The following is a 16,846-nucleotide window of genomic DNA, read 5'->3' on the forward strand; positions in this document are numbered from 1 at the left end:
TCCGCCCGGGTCCGCGACGGCGACTTATTAGCCGGTTCCGCCGAAGCCAGTCATCGCGGCACGCGGTAGACGGTTCGGCGACACGGTCGGAAGAGTCTCGGTACTCCACTCGATCCTCCCCAGGGGGTGGAGCCCGGAGGTTCTTCCAAGTGAACAAGGCCCCGGCCCGCGCGAGCGGGCCGGGGCTCTCTTGTGCCCGGCCCGCGCCCACCGAGCGCCCGGCCCGTGCCGGATTTCGGGAAGACCGCGCCCCCAGCGCCCCTACGGGCGGATTTTCGGGAAGCCACCTCTCCCAGCGCCCGGACGGGCGGGTTTTCGGGAAGACCGCGCCCCCAGCGCCCCTACGGGCGGATTTTCGGGAAGCCACCTCTCCCAGCGCCCGGACGGGCGGGTTTTCGGGAAGACCGCGCCCCACCACGCCCGCGCCCGGCGGTGGCGCGCGGAGTCAGCCCGGGTAGCGCGCGGTCACCCGTTCGGACTCGGCCACGCGATCGACGCGCGCCGGGTCCGGGTGCCGCAGCAGCACGACACCGGCGCCCACCACCAGCGGCGCCACCAGCCAGTCGAGCGGCGACGGCTGAACGTCGTCCCCGGTGCCCACGAGTAGCCGCCCACCGGCCCCCAAGCCGAGTGCGGACGCCCGCTCCGCGCCGAGCGTCGTCAGCTCGGCGAGCGACCCGACGCCCAGCAGGCCCGGCCCCCCGGCGTCCACCGGCGCGTACGGCGCGAACCGATCACCCTGCCCCCGCACCTCGACCGCGTAGTCCGCGGTTCCGGACGGCACCTCGCGCAGCGGCGCGGCGAGCGGGGCCAGCGACAGCGCCCACACCTCGTCGCCCCCGAACTCGCCCCCCAGTTCGACGGCCTCTGCGGCCCGGTCCGCCGCGGTGAAAACGACCTGCGGTTCGGCGTCCGGATGAAGGGCGTCGCCCACGGCGGCGGAGTACCCGACCGCGACCCCGGCCCGCCAGCAGCCCAGCAGGATCACCGCGGTCTGCCAGTGCGCGGGCAGTAGCACCGCGGCCGCCGCACCCGGCTCGACGCCGGCCTCCTGCAGCAGGTTCGCGGTCTTCGACACCCAGTTGTCGACGGTGGCGACGGAGAGCTCGACGCGCTCGCCGGTGCGGTCGTCGTACTGCGTGATCAGCGGTCGGCCCGGGTCGTCCCCGAGCGCCCGCCGCAACGCCGCGTCCGGTGATTCCTGCAGCTGCACCATGCCTCCGTAAGCCCGTTCGCGCCTGGTCGGTTGCCGCATCGTTGCACGCCAGGTGAGTGCCGGGTGCGCGGCAGCAACCCCGCTCATCCCGCAACCGATCCCGCCGACGGCTCATTCGTGGACGCCGATCCACGACCGAAGCCGTACCGAGACGACGCGGGAGATCTGCTTTTATGGCTCGACACACGACAGCGCGCCGGTGGGCCGTGGCCCTCCCGGCCACGGTCGTCGCGGCGGTCGCCGGCGGCATCGCACTGACGCCAGCCAGCACCGTCGTCCAGGCCACCCCGGCCCCTGCCACCTCGACGCAGACCATTCCGACGACCACCGACGCCTCGTCCGGTGCGGCGCAGAGCGCGGCGGGCCCGGACGCCGCCGACAGCGTCGACACCGGCAGCGCCCAGGCCGGCAGCGCGGGCTCCAGCAGCCCCGCCAAGGTGTCGGTGCGCACGCTCGCGCTGGGCAGCGCCACCAACCCGGCCGACGGCGCCTCGACGAGCAACAGCCAGCCGGCCGGTGTGCCGCTGGCCTTCGCCGCTGCGGCCGCCACCGAGGGAAGCGCCGCGCCGCGCGTCCTCCGCACGGTCGCCGCGGGCACCCCGTTCTCCGCGATCGGCATCAGCTGGCAGCGTGACCCGTCGCTCGGGCGCGTCAGCGTCGCGGTGCGCACCCGGCCGTCCGCCGGTGCGCCGTGGTCGTCCTGGACGACCGCCTCCAACGGTGAGAACGACGACCGCAACGGAACCAACGCCATCCCGGCCGACCTCCGCGAGGGCCCTGGCCTGATCTGGACCGGCGAGGCCGTCGCCGCCGAGGTCGTCGTGACCACGGTCGCCGGCCGGCAGCCGGTCGACGTCAAGGTCGACCTGATCAACCCCGGTGTCGCCGCGACCGACGCGGCCGCCGCCGACGTCTCCGCCGCCACCGCGTCCGCCTCGCCCGAGGCGGTCGCCGAGGCCACCCAGGACGCCTCCCCGGAGGCCACCGCCACCGACGGCGAAGAGGTCGCCTCGGCCGATCCGCTGGCCCCCGCCGCCGTACCGGCCGCGGCCGCGGCGCCGAACCCGGGGTCGTACGGCAACGGTGTCGTGAAGATCTACGGCCGTGCCGCCTGGGGTGCGAACGCCGCGTACATGAAGTGGGCGCCGAAGTACGCGTCCAAGGTCAACGCGGTCGTCGTGCACCACACCGCGACCAGCAACAACTACACCGCGGCCCAGGTGCCGGCGATCATCCGCTCGATCTACTACTACATGGCCGTCACCGAGAAGTACGGCGACATGGGCTACAACGTGCTCATCGACCGCTTCGGCCGGGTCTGGGAGGGGCGCTACGGCGGCCTCAGCCGCGCGGTGGTCGCCGCCCACGCCGGTGGCTTCAACAGCGGGACGAGCGGCATCGGCATCATCGGCGACCACACCAAGGTCGCGGTGAGCGCGGCGGCCAAGGAGGCCGTGGCCCGCTACTCCGCGTTCAAGCTCGGCGCCGGCAAGGTCAGCCCGGTCGGCACGACCCGCCTGACCGGTGGCCCCTCGACGAAGTTCAAGTCCAAGGTCACGGTCAGCCTGCCGACGGTCTACCCGCACCAGAGCACCAGTTCGACCGCCTGCCCCGGCAAGTACGGCCTGGCGATCATGAGCTGGGTGCGCACCCGGGCCAAGACCCTGGTCGCGGCCTACAAGCTCGGCTCCACCCCGGTGAACCCGGTGGTCACGAAGCCCACCGCGGCTCCGAAGCCCACCACGACGACGAAACCGACCACCAAGCCCACCACCAGCCCGACCGCCAAGCCCACCACCAGCCCGACGGCCACGCCGACCCCCGCCGTCACCACCGCGACCTCGACCACGAACAGCGCTGCGGTTCCGGCCGCGGGCCTGTCCGTCTACGGCGCCGGCTTCGGCCACGGCCGCGGGTTGAGCCAGTACGGCGCGAAGGGCGCGGCCACGCAGGGCCTGTCCGCGACCCAGATCGTCAACTTCTACTACCCCGGTGCGGTGGTCGCCGCGAAGGGCAACCCGACGATCCGGGTCCGGCTCTCCGCGATCGACGGCGGGCACTTCACGTTCGTGCCGGTCTCCGGCACCACGGTGAGCGGCATCGTCGCCACCGCCGGTAACGGCACGGCGGTCACCCTCCCGGTCCGGACCGGCTGGCACGTCGCCCGCAGCGGCAGCAGCTACCTGATCCAGGAGAAGGTCGGCACCGCCTGGAAGACCACGCACACGCTCGCGGCCCCGGTGACGTTCAGCGGCCCGGCGACGCTCAAGGTGAACTACAGCGCGGCCAAGTCCGACTGCCGCGGTGGCACCAGCGTGACGTTCGCCGGCTCGCTGACCGCCCTGGTCGCGGACAACACCGCCCGCTACGTCGCCCGGATGCCGATCGACACCTACCTCAAGGGCGTCGTCGCCTCGGAGATGCCGTCGAGCTGGCCGGCTGCGGCCCTGCAGGCCCAGACGCTCGCGGCCCGGTCGTACGCCGCAGCGAAGATCACGCCGAGTAGGTACTACGACGTGATCGACACCCAGGCCAACCAGTGCTGGGACGGCGCGCTCTCGGAGACCGCCGCCACCAACGCGGCGATCACCGCGACCGCGGGCAAGGTCCTCACGGTCGGCGGCACGGTGATCAGCACCGAGTTCTCGTCGAACAGCGGCGGCTACACCGCCTCCGGCGGCAAGAGCTACCTGCCGGCCAAGGTCGACCCGTACTCGCTGGCCTCCGGCTCGTCCACGAACAACTGGACGACGGTGGTCACCCCGGCGCAGCTCGCCGCGATCGACGGAGCGGCCGGCCTGACCAAGGTCACCACCGTCACGGTGACCAAGCGGACCGGCGTCGGCCGCTGGGGTGGCCGGGCCGAGACCGTCGTGCTGGCCGGCACGCTCTCCACCGGCAAGGCCGCGACGGTGTCGGTGACCGGGGACGCGTTCCGCTCGAAGCTCGGGCTGCGGAGTACCTACCTCGGCTTCACGAAGTAACCGCTACGGTGGCGCCGGGGGAGATCCCGGAGCCACCGGACGGCGTCGACCGTGCGGTGACGGGTGCCACTCCGGCGTACTCTCTACAGCGCGGGAGACGGCGTCGTCCACCCGTACGCGGGGTCACGGTGGATCCCCCCAAAAAGAGAAGTCGGCAACCTGGTGCGACGAACAGGTCGACGAGGAGACAACTGGTGACAGGCGGCAACGGCCCTCGAGTCCTTGTCGACGCCACGGCGGTTCCCGCGGACCGTGGCGGCGTAGGTCGGTACGTCGACGGGCTGCTTCCGGCCCTCGGACGAGCCGGCGCTGATCTGGCAGTGGTCTGCCAGCGCGCCGACGCGGAGCGTTACAGCAGGCTGGTGCCGGCGGCCACCGTCATCTCGGCGCCGGCGGCGGTCGCCCACCGCCCGGCCCGGTTGGCCTGGGAGCAGACCGGGCTTCCGCTGGTCGCCCAGCACGTCAACGCGCAGGTGGTGCACTCGCCGCACTACACCCAGCCGCTGCGGGTCTCCTGCCCGGTCGTGGTGACGGTGCACGACGCGACGTTCTTCACCGACCCGCGGCACTACGACAAGGGCAAGGGCGCGTTCTTCCGCTCCGCGACCCGCACCGCGATGCGCCGGGCGTCCCGGGTGATCGTGCCGAGCAAGGCGACCCGCGACGAGCTGATCCGCCTGCTCGACGCCGACCCCACCAAGCTCGACGTCGCCTACCACGGCGTCGACCCCCGGGTGTTCCACGTGCCGGACGACGCCGAGTGCGCGCGCGTCCGGGCCCGGCTGGGCATCGGTCAGGCCAGCTACGTCGCGTTCCTCGGTGCGCAGGAGCCCCGCAAGAACGTGCCGAACCTGATCCGCGGCTGGGCCAGGGCCTGCGCGCACCGTGAGGCGCCGCCCGCCCTGGTGATCGCCGGTGGCTCCGGGCACGACGAGGAGATCGACACCGCGATCGAGGAGATCCCGCCGCACCTGCGGTTGATCCGCCCCGGTTATCTGCGCTACGCCGACCTGCCGGGTTACCTCGGTGGCGCGGTGGTGGTGGCCTACCCGAGCCACGGTGAGGGCTTCGGCCTGCCGGTGCTGGAGGCGATGGCCTGCGGCGCCTGCGTGCTGACCACCCCGCGCCTGTCGCTGCCCGAGGTCGGCGGCGAGGCGGTGGCCTACACCGGCGAGGACGCCGACCACATCGGTACCGACCTGGCTGCGCTGCTCGACGACCACGAGCGACGGGCCCAGCTCGGCGCGGCCGGGCGTGAGCGGTCCCTGGAGTTCTCCTGGGACGCCTCCGCCGAGGCGCACATCGCCAGCTTCACCCGAGCCGTGGCGGCCAGCGCGTGACGGCTGCCGCCGACGGCACCGACGACCCCCGAGGACAGGACCAGCCCGCGGAGGTGGCCTCATGAGCGGAGCCTTTTACCCAGTCATCCCCGCCGGGGGCAGCGGCACGCGTTTGTGGCCGCTGTCCCGCGCCGGGCATCCCAAGTTTCTCCATCAGCTCACCGGTGGTGACCGGACGCTGATCCAGGAGACCGTCGACCGGCTGAAGTACGTCTCGCTGCCCGGTGACACGTTCGTCGTCACTGGCGCCGCGCACGCCGCCGCGGTCGCCAGGCAGCTGCCGGAGGTGCCGGCGTCGAACATCGTGGTCGAGCCCGGTCCGCGTGAGTCCGGCCCGGCGATCGCGCTGGCTGCCGCGCTGATCCAGCGTCGCGACCCGGACGCCGTGATGGGGTCGTTCGCGGCCGACCACGTCGTCCGGGACGTCCGGACGTTCGTGACGACCGTGCGCACGGCGATCCGGACCGCGGCCGAGGGAAAGCTGGTCTGCATCGGCATCACGCCGACCAGCCCGGAGACCGGGTACGGCTACATCCGCTGCGGTGATCACCTGGCCACCGGCGCGCGTGCCGTGCTGGAGTTCAAGGAGAAGCCGTCGCGCGAGGTAGCCGAGACCTACCTCGAATCCGGCGAGTACGTCTGGAACGCCGGCATGTTCGTCTGGCGGGTCGACGCGTTCCTCGCCGAGGTCGAGCGGCAGCTCCCCGAGCTGCACAGCGGGCTGATGAAGATCTGCGAGTCCTGGGATCTGCCCCGACGCGACGAGGTGCTGTCCGAGGTCTGGCCGCGGCTGCCGAAGATCTCGGTCGACCACGGGATCATGGAGGACGCCGCGGCCCGGGGCGGCGTCGCCGTTGTCCCCGCCGCGTTCGGCTGGAACGACCTGGGCGACTGGGACGGGCTCGCGGCCGTCCTCGAGCACGACGACGAGGGCAACACCGTGGTCGGTACGCCCGACCGGGTGATCACGATCGACACCTCTGGCTCCATGGTCGTCCCCAACTCGAGCCGGACGGTGGCGCTGCTCGGCATGCGGGACGTCGTCGTCGTCGACACCCCGGACGCGCTGCTGGTCTGCCCGCGGGACCGGGCGCAGGAGGTCAAGTCGCTGGTCGAGGCGTTGAAGAACAAGGGTGCGGGCAATCTCTGCTGAGGCACTCTCAGCGCAACCACTCACGCGTGAGTGGCGTCCGTCGTACCCGCTGGACCTGCGTCGCTCCCTCGGGCACCTGGCCCGAGGGAAGGGTGACCCGACCCAGCGACTGGCCGACGGTGCGCTGTGGCGCACCGCGCCCACCCCCGACGGTCCCGGCACGCTGCGGCTGCGCCGCACGACAGGGAAGCCCGCAGGCACGTCGGACCACGCTGGCCCGAGCGCTTCGCCACCGCGTTGCGACACGATCGTGGCGGACGCCTGGGGTCCGGGCGGTCCGTGGCTGCTCGAGCACCTTCCCTCACTGCTCTGTGCTGACGACGACGTGAGCGACTTCGGCGGGGTGCTGGATGCGGCGCCGCACCCCGTTCTGGCCGAGGCGTGGCGGACGTGCGGCAACGGACTGCGGTTCCCGGCGACGCGGCTGCTGTTCGACCAGGTCTCGGTGGCCGTGCTGGAGCAGAAGGTGACCGGCATCGAGGCCCGACGGTCGTGGCGTGAGTTGGTGTGGCGGTTCGGCTCACCGGCCCCCGGCCCGGCACCGCAGGGCATGGCGGTGGCTCCCTACCCCGCCGACTGGCTGGCGATCCCGGACTGGGAGTGGCACAAGGCGGGCGTCGACCTGTCCCGGCGACGGGCCATCCGCGCCGCGGCGACCGTGGCCGCCCGCCTCGATCAGCTGGTGTGGGGCGAGGTCGCCGAGGTGGTGCGGATCCTGTGCACGCTGCCCGGGATCGGGCCGTGGACGGCTGCCGAGGCGGTACAGCGGGCGATGTCGGGCGCCGACGTGGTGAGCGTCGGCGACTTCCACCTGCCGAACGTCGTCGGGTGGGCGCTGGTCGGGCGCAAGCTCGACGACGCGGGCATGCTCGAGGTGCTCGCGCCGTACGCTCCGCATCGGGCCCGCGCGGTGCGCCTCGTCGAGGTAGGGCCCGCCGTTCGTCCCCCTCGTCGCGGCCCCCGCTTCTCCCCGCGCGACTACCGTACGTTCTGACCGTTCCGCAGCGGCTCCCAGCCCGACCAGGTCCGCAACTTCCGTGCCGGAAACGGCTCGTCACTCGGCCAGAGCTGGATTCGCCAGGTGTCTCCCGGCGTCGTCGTACCCGGCCAGCCCCAGTGCGTCAGGCCGCGACCGGCGATCCGGACCGCGTACTCGCCCGGCGGCACCTCCAGGCGGTGGTACTCCTGGATCGGCGAGCCGTACCAGAGACCGAAGTCGGTGACCTCCACCCATGCCTCCGACGCTTCCTGCCAGTCGTCCAGGTCGTCGGGCGGTCTTCCGTTCCAGAGCTCGACCCGGAGCCCGAGTTCGAAGTTGTTCTGGTGCGGGGTGCGGACTAGGACGTCGAAGCCGGGTTCCTCCTGGCCGACTCCGCCGTTCGCATAGGCGTCGTCGAGCAGCACCCCACCGTCGATGTCCTCATCGGTGGTTAAGTAGAACTGTCCGTAATCCTGTGATACGACCAGTTCCTGGACATGCAGGCGCGCCACCATGCCGGTCACCATGCCATCCCGCGAGGGTCTCCGGATCGGGACTGGCGGCTCGTTAGCGGGTGACTAGGAAGGCGCTGCCGTCGCGGGGCGGACGGGGGCGAGGGTCCTCGGCGGGGTAGCCCACGGCCACCGAGCCCATGGGGTGCCAGTCGTCGGGGAGATCGAGTTCGGCCCGCACCAGGTCCGCGCAGAACATCGTCGAGGAGATCCAGCACGAGCCGATGCCCTCGGCGGCCAGCGCGACCAGGAAGTTCTGCACCCCGGCGCCCATCGCGACCTGGAACATCGCCCGCTCGCTCGTCGCCCGCCTGGCGTCGGGGTAGGTGTGCGCGCCATCGAGGGCCAGCGCCGGAACGACCAGAGCGGGTGCCTCCCACAGCAGGTCGCCGCGCTTGAGTCGGCGCGCGATCGCGGCCTCGTCGAATCCGTCGCCTCGCAGGTCGGCCGCCCAGGCGTCCCGCATGACCGTCAACAGCCGCTTGCGGACGTCGTCCGAGGCGACGTGGACGAAGCGCCAGGGCGTGGTGTGGTGCGGGGCCGGCGCCGTCACGGCACTGGCCACCGCACGGGCGATGGCGTCCGGGGCCACTTCCTGTGAGGTGAAATGCCGGATCGAGCGGCGGAGGGTGACCGCCTCGCGGTGCCCGAGTGCGCGGGCCTCGGCGGTGCCCAGCGCGAACATGTCCTCGTCCAGCACGCGGACCAGCGCAGCGGCGCCCGGCCCGTCGTCACCACCGACGTCGACCAGTTTTCGGACACCCCGCACGACCGCGACCGGCACGCCGCCGGACTTGCCCTTCACCAGTTCGGCCGCGGCGGCGAGCTGGTCGGCGTCGGCGACCACGGTCATCGCCAGGTCGTTGCCGTGGCCGTCCCGCTGCCCGCGCAGGTCCCGCAGTGGGCGCACACCGGCCGCGCCGATCGCCACGTCCGCGACACCGACCCGCCACGGCCGGCCCATCGTGTCGCTGACCAGCACCCCGACGTCGACGCCGAGCGAGTCCCGCAACCCGGCTCGGAGCGCTCGGGCGGAGGCGTCGGAGTCCCGGGGGAGCAGCGCGATCGTGTCTTGATCCACGTTGGACGTGTCGACGCCGGCCGAGGCGAGGACGAGCCCGTGGTACGTGCGGACGATCCGCGTGCGGCCGCGGGTGGCGACGACGGCGGTGGTCTCGGCGTCGATCGCGGCCTCGCGGGCGGCTTCCCGGTCGTCACCGGCCGGGACCAGCATGCCCTCGGCCTTGCTGATGATCTTGCTGGTGACGACCAGCACGTCGCCGTCCACCAGCCAGGGAGCGGCGGCGGCGATCAGCGCGGCGAGGTCCGCTCCCGGTGTGACCTCGGGAAGCCCCGGCACCGGCAAGATCTGTACGCCCCCGGCCCGTGCCGCCGCACCACCGTTGGGCGCGGGCGACGGCGGTGGCCCGACGACGTCACCCACGAGGGATCCCGCCGATCGCCGCGGCCTCGGCGACGATCTCGGCCGTCGTCGAAGGATCGGTCATCCACAGCGGTACCGCCCGGACGTCGGCGCCGAACAGGACGGTGCCGGCGTCGGTGGTGTCGACCAGCCAGCCGTCCAGCAGCCCGCCGTAGGCCCGCGCCCCGTAGTGCGCGCCGACCCCCGCCGCCGAGACCTCCACGCCCACCACCGGCAGGCACTTCTCCGCCATTCCGCGAACCGGCGCACCACCGATGATCGGCGACACCCCGACGATCTTCGCCGACGCGGCGGCCAGCGCCGGTTTGATCCCCGGCACTCCGAGGATCGTGTCGATGCTCACGACCGGGTTGCTCGGCGCGAACAGGATCAGGTCGGCGGCCGCGATCGCCTCCAGGACGCCCGGCGCTGGCTTGGCGTCCTCGATGCCCACCTGGACGAACCGATCGGCCGCGAGCCCGGCCCGGTAGCGGACCCACCACTCCTGGAAGTGCACCGCCCGCCGCCGGACGCCCGCGCCCCCGGCGTCAGGATCGAGCTCGTCGGCGAGGACGACGTGGGTCTCCACCCGGTCGTCGGTCATCGGCAGCAGCCGGACGCCCGGTTTCCAGCGGGCACACAGCGCCTCGGTGACGGCGGAGAGCGGATACCCGGCGTCGAGCATCCGCGTCCGCACCAGGTGCGTCGCGATGTCCCGGTCGCCGAGGCCGAACCAGGTCGGCTCCGCGCCGTACTCGGCGAGTTCGTCCTTGACGGCCCAGGTCTCGCCGACGCGTCCCCAGCCACGTTCCTCGTCGTGTCCGCCACCGAGCGTGTACATCACGCTGTCGAGGTCGGTACAGATCCGCAGGCCGTGCAGGGTGACGTCGTCAGAGGTGTTCACGACGGCCGTGATCTCGGGATCGTTGGGCCGGTTCTCCGCCCAGGCCCGGACGCCCTGGAGGAAACGAGCCCCGCCGATGCCGCCGGCCAGTACGACGATGCGCATGCTCCCATCGTTGCGCACGCCGCGGACGGCGGTCGCCCGGGGCGTTCGCTCACACCTCCCCGGTGGGTTGTGCCAGGCTGGCGGGCGCACCTGCCGATATGCGGAGATCCTGCCGTCGAAGGAGAAGACCGTGTCGTCCACCGAGGCCCTTCCGCCCGTCCGGGCCGTCTTCGAGCGGTTACGCGGGCCGGCGGCGGTACTGCTGTTGGCCGTGAACGGCTTCCTGCTCGTGGTCGGGCTGTTCTCGATTCCGACGTCGTCCCTCGACGTGACCGATGCGCTGGCGACCTCGCGGGGCTGGTTCCTCGGGCTGGCCCCGGCGCTGCTGCCCGCGCTCGCGGTCGTGCTGGCCGCCGTCGTGAACCCGCCGAAAGAGAAGCTGGTCCCGCTGGTGAGCATCGTGGCCGTCGCCGAGCTGGGCTTCGCGGCCCTGTTCGGGCTGGTGACGATGCTCAGCACGTTCGCGGCCGGGTACTCGACCGGGTCCAAGTTCGTCGCGTTCCTGGAAGGGCTCGCCTGGCTGGCGCTGATCGCGGGCGCGCTCTTCTTCGCTGTGCAGACGCTGCTCGCGGTGCGCGGTTCGCGGCCGGCGCAGGCCGGTTACGCGGGGTACCCCGGCGCGCCGTACGGCGAGGGCATGCCCGGCGACACCGGTTCGCGACCGGCGGCGCACACCGGCGCGGTACCGATGCCCGGTGGCAGCCCGTACGGCCAGCCCGGTCAGCCGCAGCAGGGCTGGCCGCCGCAGCAGGGGTCGTGGCCCGGTCAGGGAGCCCAGCAAGGTCAGCCGACCGGAGCGCAGCCGACGTCGGGTGCCGCCTACGGCACCCCCGGGCAGTCCTCGTGGCCGGGCCAGCCGGGAGGGCCGGGCCAGCCGGCCGGGCCGGGCCAGTCGCAGTGGCCGAGCCAGGCCCCGACCTCCGGTCAGCCTGGCGCGTACGCCCCGCCGAGCTCGGGCGTTCCCTACGGCGGCCAGCCCGGCCAGCCGGGGCAGGGTTATGCCGGGCAGCCCGCGTCGGGACCGCCGTACGGGGCTCCGGGCCCCGCTGGCGCCTACCCGGCGCCCCAGCCCGGATACGGACCGCCGTCCTCCGCGCCGACCAGCGGCTACCCCGGCCCGACCAGCGGTTATCCGACGCCCCCGGGTAGCGCCGGGCGCCCGGACGCCCAGGACACGAACGTGGTCAACGTGAACGATCTCCTGCCGCCGGAGCAGGGCGGCGCGCACCGGCCGCGGAACGCCGACGACGAGAGGTAACTCGCGCCACTATCGGCTCTCGGTCAACCGCGTTCAGCGCGACATAGGGTGGCCGTCATGGTCGAGGTCACACGCCCGAACGTCGCCTACACCGGTACTCCCGACGACCGTGGTCTCAAGCGTGCTTTGCGTCGCGCTCGGGACGGCGTCAGCCTCGACCCGGGGGAAGCCGCCACGCTCCTCACCGCCCGGGGCGATCACCTCGAGGAACTCCTGACGATCGCGAGTCGGGTGCGGGACGCCGGCCTGGTCGACGCCGGGCGGCCGGGGATCGTCACCTACTCCCGCAAGGTGTTCATCCCGGTCACCCGGCTCTGCCGTGACCGCTGCCACTACTGCACGTTCGCGACCGTCCCGCACAAGGTTCCGCACACGTTCCTCGACCGTGACGAGGTCGTCGCGATCGCGAAGGCCGGCGCCGAGCAGGGCTGCAAGGAAGCGCTGTTCACGCTCGGTGACCGTCCGGAGGAGCGCTGGCCGGTCGCACGGGAGTGGCTCGACTCCCGCGGGTACGCGTCCACGCTGGACTACGTGCGCGCGTGTGCGATCGCGGTGTTGGAGGAGACCGGCCTGCTGCCGCACCTCAACCCAGGCGTGATGAGCTGGGCGGAGCTGCAGCGCCTCAAGCCGGTGGCGCCGAGCATGGGCATGATGCTGGAGACCACGGCCACCCGCCTGTGGTCCGAGCCGGGGGGCCCGCACTACGGCTCGCCGGACAAGGAGCCCGCCGTCCGGCTGCGGGCACTCACCGACGCCGGCCGGGTCGGCGTTCCGTTCACCACCGGCATCCTGGTCGGCATCGGCGAGAACCACGCGGAGCGGGCGGAGTCGTTGTTCGCGATCCGCCAGTCCGCGCGCGAGTACGGGCACATCCAGGAAGTCATCATCCAGAACTTCCGCGCGAAGCCGGACACCGCGATGCGCAACGAGCCGGACGCCGACTTCGACGACTACCTGGCCACGGTCGCGGTCGCGCGGCTGGTGCTCGGGCCGAAGATGCGCCTGCAGGCGCCGCCGAACCTCCTGGACGAGCTGCACACCCCGGCCGGGGCCGAGACGACGGATGAGTACGCGCTGCTGCTGCGCGCTGGTATCGACGACTGGGGCGGTGTCTCGCCGGTCACGCCGGACCACGTCAACCCCGAGCGCCCGTGGCCGCAGATCGAGGAACTGGCTCGCCGCAGCGCCGCGGCCGGCTTCACGCTGCGCGAGCGGCTGACCGCGCACCCGAAGTACGTGCTCGCCGGCGAGCCGTGGATCGACCCTCGGGTCGCCGGCCATGTGCACGCCCTGATGGATCCGGAGACCGGCCTGGCGAACGAGGCGGCCATCCCGGTCGGCCGTCCGTGGCAGGAGCCCGACCCGGCGCTGATCGAGAGCGTCGGCCGCACGGATCTGCACACCACGATCGACACGACCGGCCGCACCGAGGACCGCCGAGGTGACTTCTCGACCGTCTACGGCGATTGGGAGGCCGTCGCGGAGCACGTGGAGATGCCGACGGCGTCCGCGCCCGAGCGCCTCGCGTCCGACGTCCGCACAGGCTTGAGCATCGCGGCAGACGACCCGGCCGCACTGCTGCTGCCGCAGAACACCGACGCTGCGCTGGCGTTGTTCGCCGCCGAAGGCGCCGCACTCGACACGCTGACGAAGCTCGCCGACGACCTGCGCCGCGAGGTCGTCGGCGACGCGATCACGTACGTGGTGAACCGGAACATCAACTTCACCAACGTCTGCTACGTCGGATGCCGGTTCTGCGCGTTCGCCCAGCGCCGCACCGACGCCGACGCGTACCGGCTGTCGAACAGCGAGGTCGCCGACCGGGCCGCGGAGGCGTGGGCGGTCGGAGCCACCGAGGTCTGCATGCAGGGCGGCATCGACCCGGAGCTGTCCGGCCGGGGCTACGCGGACCTGGTCCGGGCGGTGAAGGAGCGGGTGCCGGGCATGCACGTGCACGCGTTCAGCCCGATGGAGGTCGCCACCGCCAGCGCCAAGGCGAACATGTCGGTGCACGACTGGCTGGTGATGATGAAGGAAGCGGGGCTGGACACGATTCCGGGCACCGCCGCCGAGATCCTCGACGACGAAGTCCGCTGGGTGCTCACCAAGGGCAAGCTGCCTGCCGCGGAGTGGATCGAGATCGTCAAGACCGCGCACCGGCTGGGTATCCGCTCGTCGTCGACGATGATGTACGGGCACGTGGACCACTCCGGGCACTGGCTCGGGCACTTCCGGACGCTCGCCGAGATCCAGGACGAGACCGGCGGCTTCACCGAGTTCGTGCCGCTGCCGTTCATCCACACCAACGCGCCGATCTACCTGGCCGGCATCGCCCGGCCGGGGCCGACCAACGCGCAGAACCGCGCCGTGCACGCGATCGCGCGGCTGGCGTTGCACGGGCGGATCGACCACATCCAGTGCTCCTGGGTGAAGCTCGGCGATGCGGGGGCGGTGCAGATCCTCAACGGCGGCGCCGACGACGTCGGTGGCACGTTGATGGAGGAGACGATCAGCCGGATGGCGGGGTCGGAGAACGGTAGCGAGCGCTCGGTGGAGGAGCTCACCGCGATGGCCGCGGCCGCCGGCCGCCCGGTGCGGCAGCGCACCACGACCTACGGTGAGGTGCCGTCCCGCCCGACGCTCACCCTCGCGTAACGGCGGCCGTCGGCGGATGCTGCGGTAGCCGGGCGGTCGCGGTGGTGCCCTGCTCGCCCGGCGACTGCAGCGTGAGCGTGCCGCCGTGCCTGGCGAGCACGGTGGAGGCGATCGCCAGCCCGAGTCCGGTGCCGCGGATCTTCCGCTCGGTGCTGCGGGAGCCCCGGCGCAACCGGCGGGTCACCAGCTCCAGCTCGGTCTCCGGGATGCCGATGCCGGAGTCGGCGACGGTCAGGGCGACCACACTGTCACTCCGGTCGAGCGAGACGTTCACGTCGCCACCGTCCGGGCTGTAGCGCACGGCGTTGTCGATCAGGTGGTCCACCGCCTGCCGGAGTCGCTCCGGGTCGGCGACGAGCGGCGCGTCCGGCGGTAGCTCGGCGCGGAGCCGGACGCCCTGCTCGTCGGCGGCCGGGCGGTACGCCTCCACGGCCTCCCGGACGATCGTCGCCAGGTCGGTGGGCACCAACTCGAGCATGGTGTGGCCGGAGTCGAGCGCGGCGAGGTCGAGCAGGTTCTCCACGATCGCCAGCAGGAGGCGGGTGTTGCGGTCGACGACCTCCAACAGCGGCCGGAGGCTGCCCAGCCGCTCGTCGTCCGGCGACTCCCGGAGCAGCTCCGCGTAGGCGGCGATCGACGTCAGCGGCGTGCGTAGCTCGTGGCCGACGAGCGCGATGTACTCCTCCTCGGAGCGCGCGAGGCGGACGGCGTAGCTCTCCGCCCGGCGGCGTTCGAGGTACTGACCGATCTGCGCCGCGATGCCGAGCAGCACCGCGATCAGCGAGGACTCGGGCTCCTCCGCGTGCGCCGAGAAGAACGCCAACACGCCGATCGTCTGGTCACCGCTCCGTACCGGGACGCCGAGCGCAGCGTGCAGCCCGCAGCCGGCCGCGACCGGGTCGGCCATCGGTCCGGCCGCGATGTCGGGGACCCAGATCGGCGCACCGGCCTTCCACACCGTGCCGGTCAGGCCGGCCCCGCCGACGACCGGATCGGACATCCGGGGGATCGAGGCGCGTCCGGGCTCGTCCCAGCGCGCGACCGGGGTGAGCGCGCCGGACAGTTCGTCGGCGAGCCAGAGCTCGGCGTGCGGCCAGTTCAGGCTGGTGCCGATCGCCGCGAGGGCGGTCGTGGCGGCCGCGGGTAGGTCGGACGTGTCGGCCAGTGCCTGGGCGGTGGCGAGCTCGCAGGCCTGGAGCTGCTCGGCGCGGCGACGCTGGGTGATGTCCTCGACGGTGATCACCGCCCCGATCCGGTCACCGGCGGAGTCCACGATCGGCTGGCCGTTCACCGAGACCATGCGGGGACGTTGTCCGGGCGCGAGCACGAGCACGTCGACGTCCCGGAGCCGTTCGCCGCGCAGCGCCCGGCGCAGCGGCACGTCGTCGGCGGCGAACGGGCGGCGGTCGGGGTGGTACAGGTGCAGGGCGCCCGGCCACTCGTCCGGCTCGACGTCGGTCGCCCCGTCGTCGGGCATGCCGAGCATCCGGCGTACCGCCTGGTTGAAGACGATCAGCCGGCCGTGGCGATCACAGGCCGCGACGCCGGTCTGCAAGCTGGTGAGCAGCGCTTCGGTGAACGCGTGGATCTCGTCGAGCCGGTCCGCGGGGCTCGGGTCGGTGAGGTCGGCGACGGTGTCGGGCACGGCCGTCTCCGGGGCCCCCGTCTCGGTGGACGCTGCCTCGGCGGCCGGGCCGGGCTCCGCACCGTCGTCTCCGCCCGCGAGCCGCCGTTCGCGGTCGATCTCACCGGCCAGGCCGGCCGTGAACAGCTGCGCGGCGTCGTCGATCACCGTGAGCTGCCGGGCGGACCAGTCGCGCGGCAGGTGGTCACCGATCGCCAGCACGCCGACGACCTGGTCCTCGGCGTCCCGGATCGGGAACCCGACGTAGGCCGCCAGCCCGTGTTTCCGCACCGCCGCGGTCTCGGCGAACCGCCGGTCTTGAGTTGCGTCGCCGACGATGATCGGGATCCCTGCCGCGACCACCGCCTCGCAGAGCGACCGCTCGGCGGCGATCTCCGCCGGTCCGGCCCCCGCCCGTCCGGCGCCGAACGAACCGAGGACGATCTGCCGCTGGACGTGCACCAGCGAGATCAGCGCGTTCGGTGCCCCACAGGCCTCCGCGACGAGCCGGGCCAGCTGGTCGGCGAGGCAGCGGGACGCCGTGGAGTGGGCGCGGTCGACGGCCGCGATCCGGTCGGGCGCACCCAACACGGAGTCCCGGCTGGGCCAGTAACCGCTCGTCGGACGATCCACCCGGCACCCCCCATGCTGGCAGTACAGGAAGAATAAGCCCTGTTTGCCGGTTTTGTGTAA

General features: G+C 72.7%; 11 protein-coding genes. 6 read left to right on the forward strand and 5 right to left on the reverse strand.

All coding sequences use genetic code 11. From position 1 onward, the window contains the following. Positions 1 to 445: 445 nt before the first annotated feature. Positions 446 to 1,216 carry a TIGR03089 family protein gene (locus tag ABEB28_RS09845; RefSeq protein ID WP_345727694.1) on the reverse strand — a complete coding sequence of 257 codons (771 nt, stop codon included), beginning with the start codon at positions 1,214 to 1,216 and terminating at the stop codon, positions 446 to 448. 206 nt (positions 1,217 to 1,422) lie between these two features. Between ABEB28_RS09845 and ABEB28_RS09850 the strand changes: the two genes are divergently transcribed. The 4 genes from ABEB28_RS09850 to ABEB28_RS09865 all read left to right on the forward strand — a co-directional run bounded on the left by ABEB28_RS09850 (position 1,423) and on the right by ABEB28_RS09865 (position 7,687). After that, entirely contained in the window at positions 1,423 to 4,200 is a 2,778-nt protein-coding gene (locus ABEB28_RS09850) for a SpoIID/LytB domain-containing protein (RefSeq protein ID WP_345727695.1), read from the forward strand. A 194-nt stretch (positions 4,201 to 4,394) separates the two neighbouring features. After that, positions 4,395 to 5,540 carry a glycosyltransferase family 4 protein gene (locus tag ABEB28_RS09855; protein ID WP_345727696.1) on the forward strand — a complete coding sequence of 382 codons (1,146 nt, stop codon included), beginning with the start codon at positions 4,395 to 4,397 and terminating at the stop codon, positions 5,538 to 5,540. A 61-nt stretch (positions 5,541 to 5,601) separates the two neighbouring features. Then, on the forward strand, positions 5,602 to 6,693 hold the full coding sequence (locus ABEB28_RS09860) for a mannose-1-phosphate guanylyltransferase (protein WP_345727697.1): 1,092 nt from the start codon (positions 5,602 to 5,604) through the stop codon (positions 6,691 to 6,693). Next, positions 6,674 to 7,687 (forward strand): DNA-3-methyladenine glycosylase family protein, encoded by a 1,014-nt coding sequence (locus tag ABEB28_RS09865; RefSeq protein ID WP_345727698.1) that lies wholly within the window; start codon positions 6,674 to 6,676, stop codon positions 7,685 to 7,687. Before ABEB28_RS09860 ends, ABEB28_RS09865 begins: the two co-directional genes overlap by 20 nt. On the opposite strand, the gene ABEB28_RS09870 is transcribed toward ABEB28_RS09865, so the two are convergent. The 3 genes from ABEB28_RS09870 to cofD are packed head-to-tail and all read right to left on the reverse strand — an operon-like array spanning position 7,672 to position 10,616. Continuing rightward, positions 7,672 to 8,187 (reverse strand): hypothetical protein, encoded by a 516-nt coding sequence (locus tag ABEB28_RS09870; protein WP_345727699.1) that lies wholly within the window; start codon positions 8,185 to 8,187, stop codon positions 7,672 to 7,674. The two genes, ABEB28_RS09865 and ABEB28_RS09870, sit on opposite strands and share 16 nt — an antisense overlap. A 52-nt stretch (positions 8,188 to 8,239) precedes the next feature. Then, the gene (locus ABEB28_RS09875) at positions 8,240 to 9,628 is read right to left on the reverse strand and encodes a coenzyme F420-0:L-glutamate ligase (protein ID WP_345727700.1); all 1,389 of its coding nucleotides are present in this window, start codon (positions 9,626 to 9,628) and stop codon (positions 8,240 to 8,242) included. Continuing rightward, positions 9,621 to 10,616 carry a 2-phospho-L-lactate transferase gene (gene cofD / locus ABEB28_RS09880; protein WP_345727701.1) on the reverse strand — a complete coding sequence of 332 codons (996 nt, stop codon included), beginning with the start codon at positions 10,614 to 10,616 and terminating at the stop codon, positions 9,621 to 9,623. Before cofD ends, ABEB28_RS09875 begins: the two co-directional genes overlap by 8 nt. A gap of 130 nt (positions 10,617 to 10,746) precedes the next feature. Between cofD and ABEB28_RS09885 the strand changes: the two genes are divergently transcribed. Then, the gene (locus tag ABEB28_RS09885; RefSeq protein ID WP_345727702.1) at positions 10,747 to 11,874 is read left to right on the forward strand and encodes a hypothetical protein; all 1,128 of its coding nucleotides are present in this window, start codon (positions 10,747 to 10,749) and stop codon (positions 11,872 to 11,874) included. Positions 11,875 to 11,931: 57 nt separating this feature from the next. Then, entirely contained in the window at positions 11,932 to 14,529 is a 2,598-nt protein-coding gene (locus ABEB28_RS09890) for a bifunctional FO biosynthesis protein CofGH (protein WP_345727703.1), read from the forward strand. On the opposite strand, the gene ABEB28_RS09895 is transcribed toward ABEB28_RS09890, so the two are convergent. Further along, positions 14,516 to 16,786 carry a sensor histidine kinase gene (locus ABEB28_RS09895; protein ID WP_345727704.1) on the reverse strand — a complete coding sequence of 757 codons (2,271 nt, stop codon included), beginning with the start codon at positions 16,784 to 16,786 and terminating at the stop codon, positions 14,516 to 14,518. The genes ABEB28_RS09890 and ABEB28_RS09895 overlap by 14 nt on opposite strands. Positions 16,787 to 16,846 lie beyond the last annotated feature (60 nt).

This window comes from Cryptosporangium minutisporangium, from assembly GCF_039536245.1.
Lineage (GTDB): Bacteria > Actinomycetota > Actinomycetes > Mycobacteriales > Cryptosporangiaceae > Cryptosporangium > Cryptosporangium minutisporangium.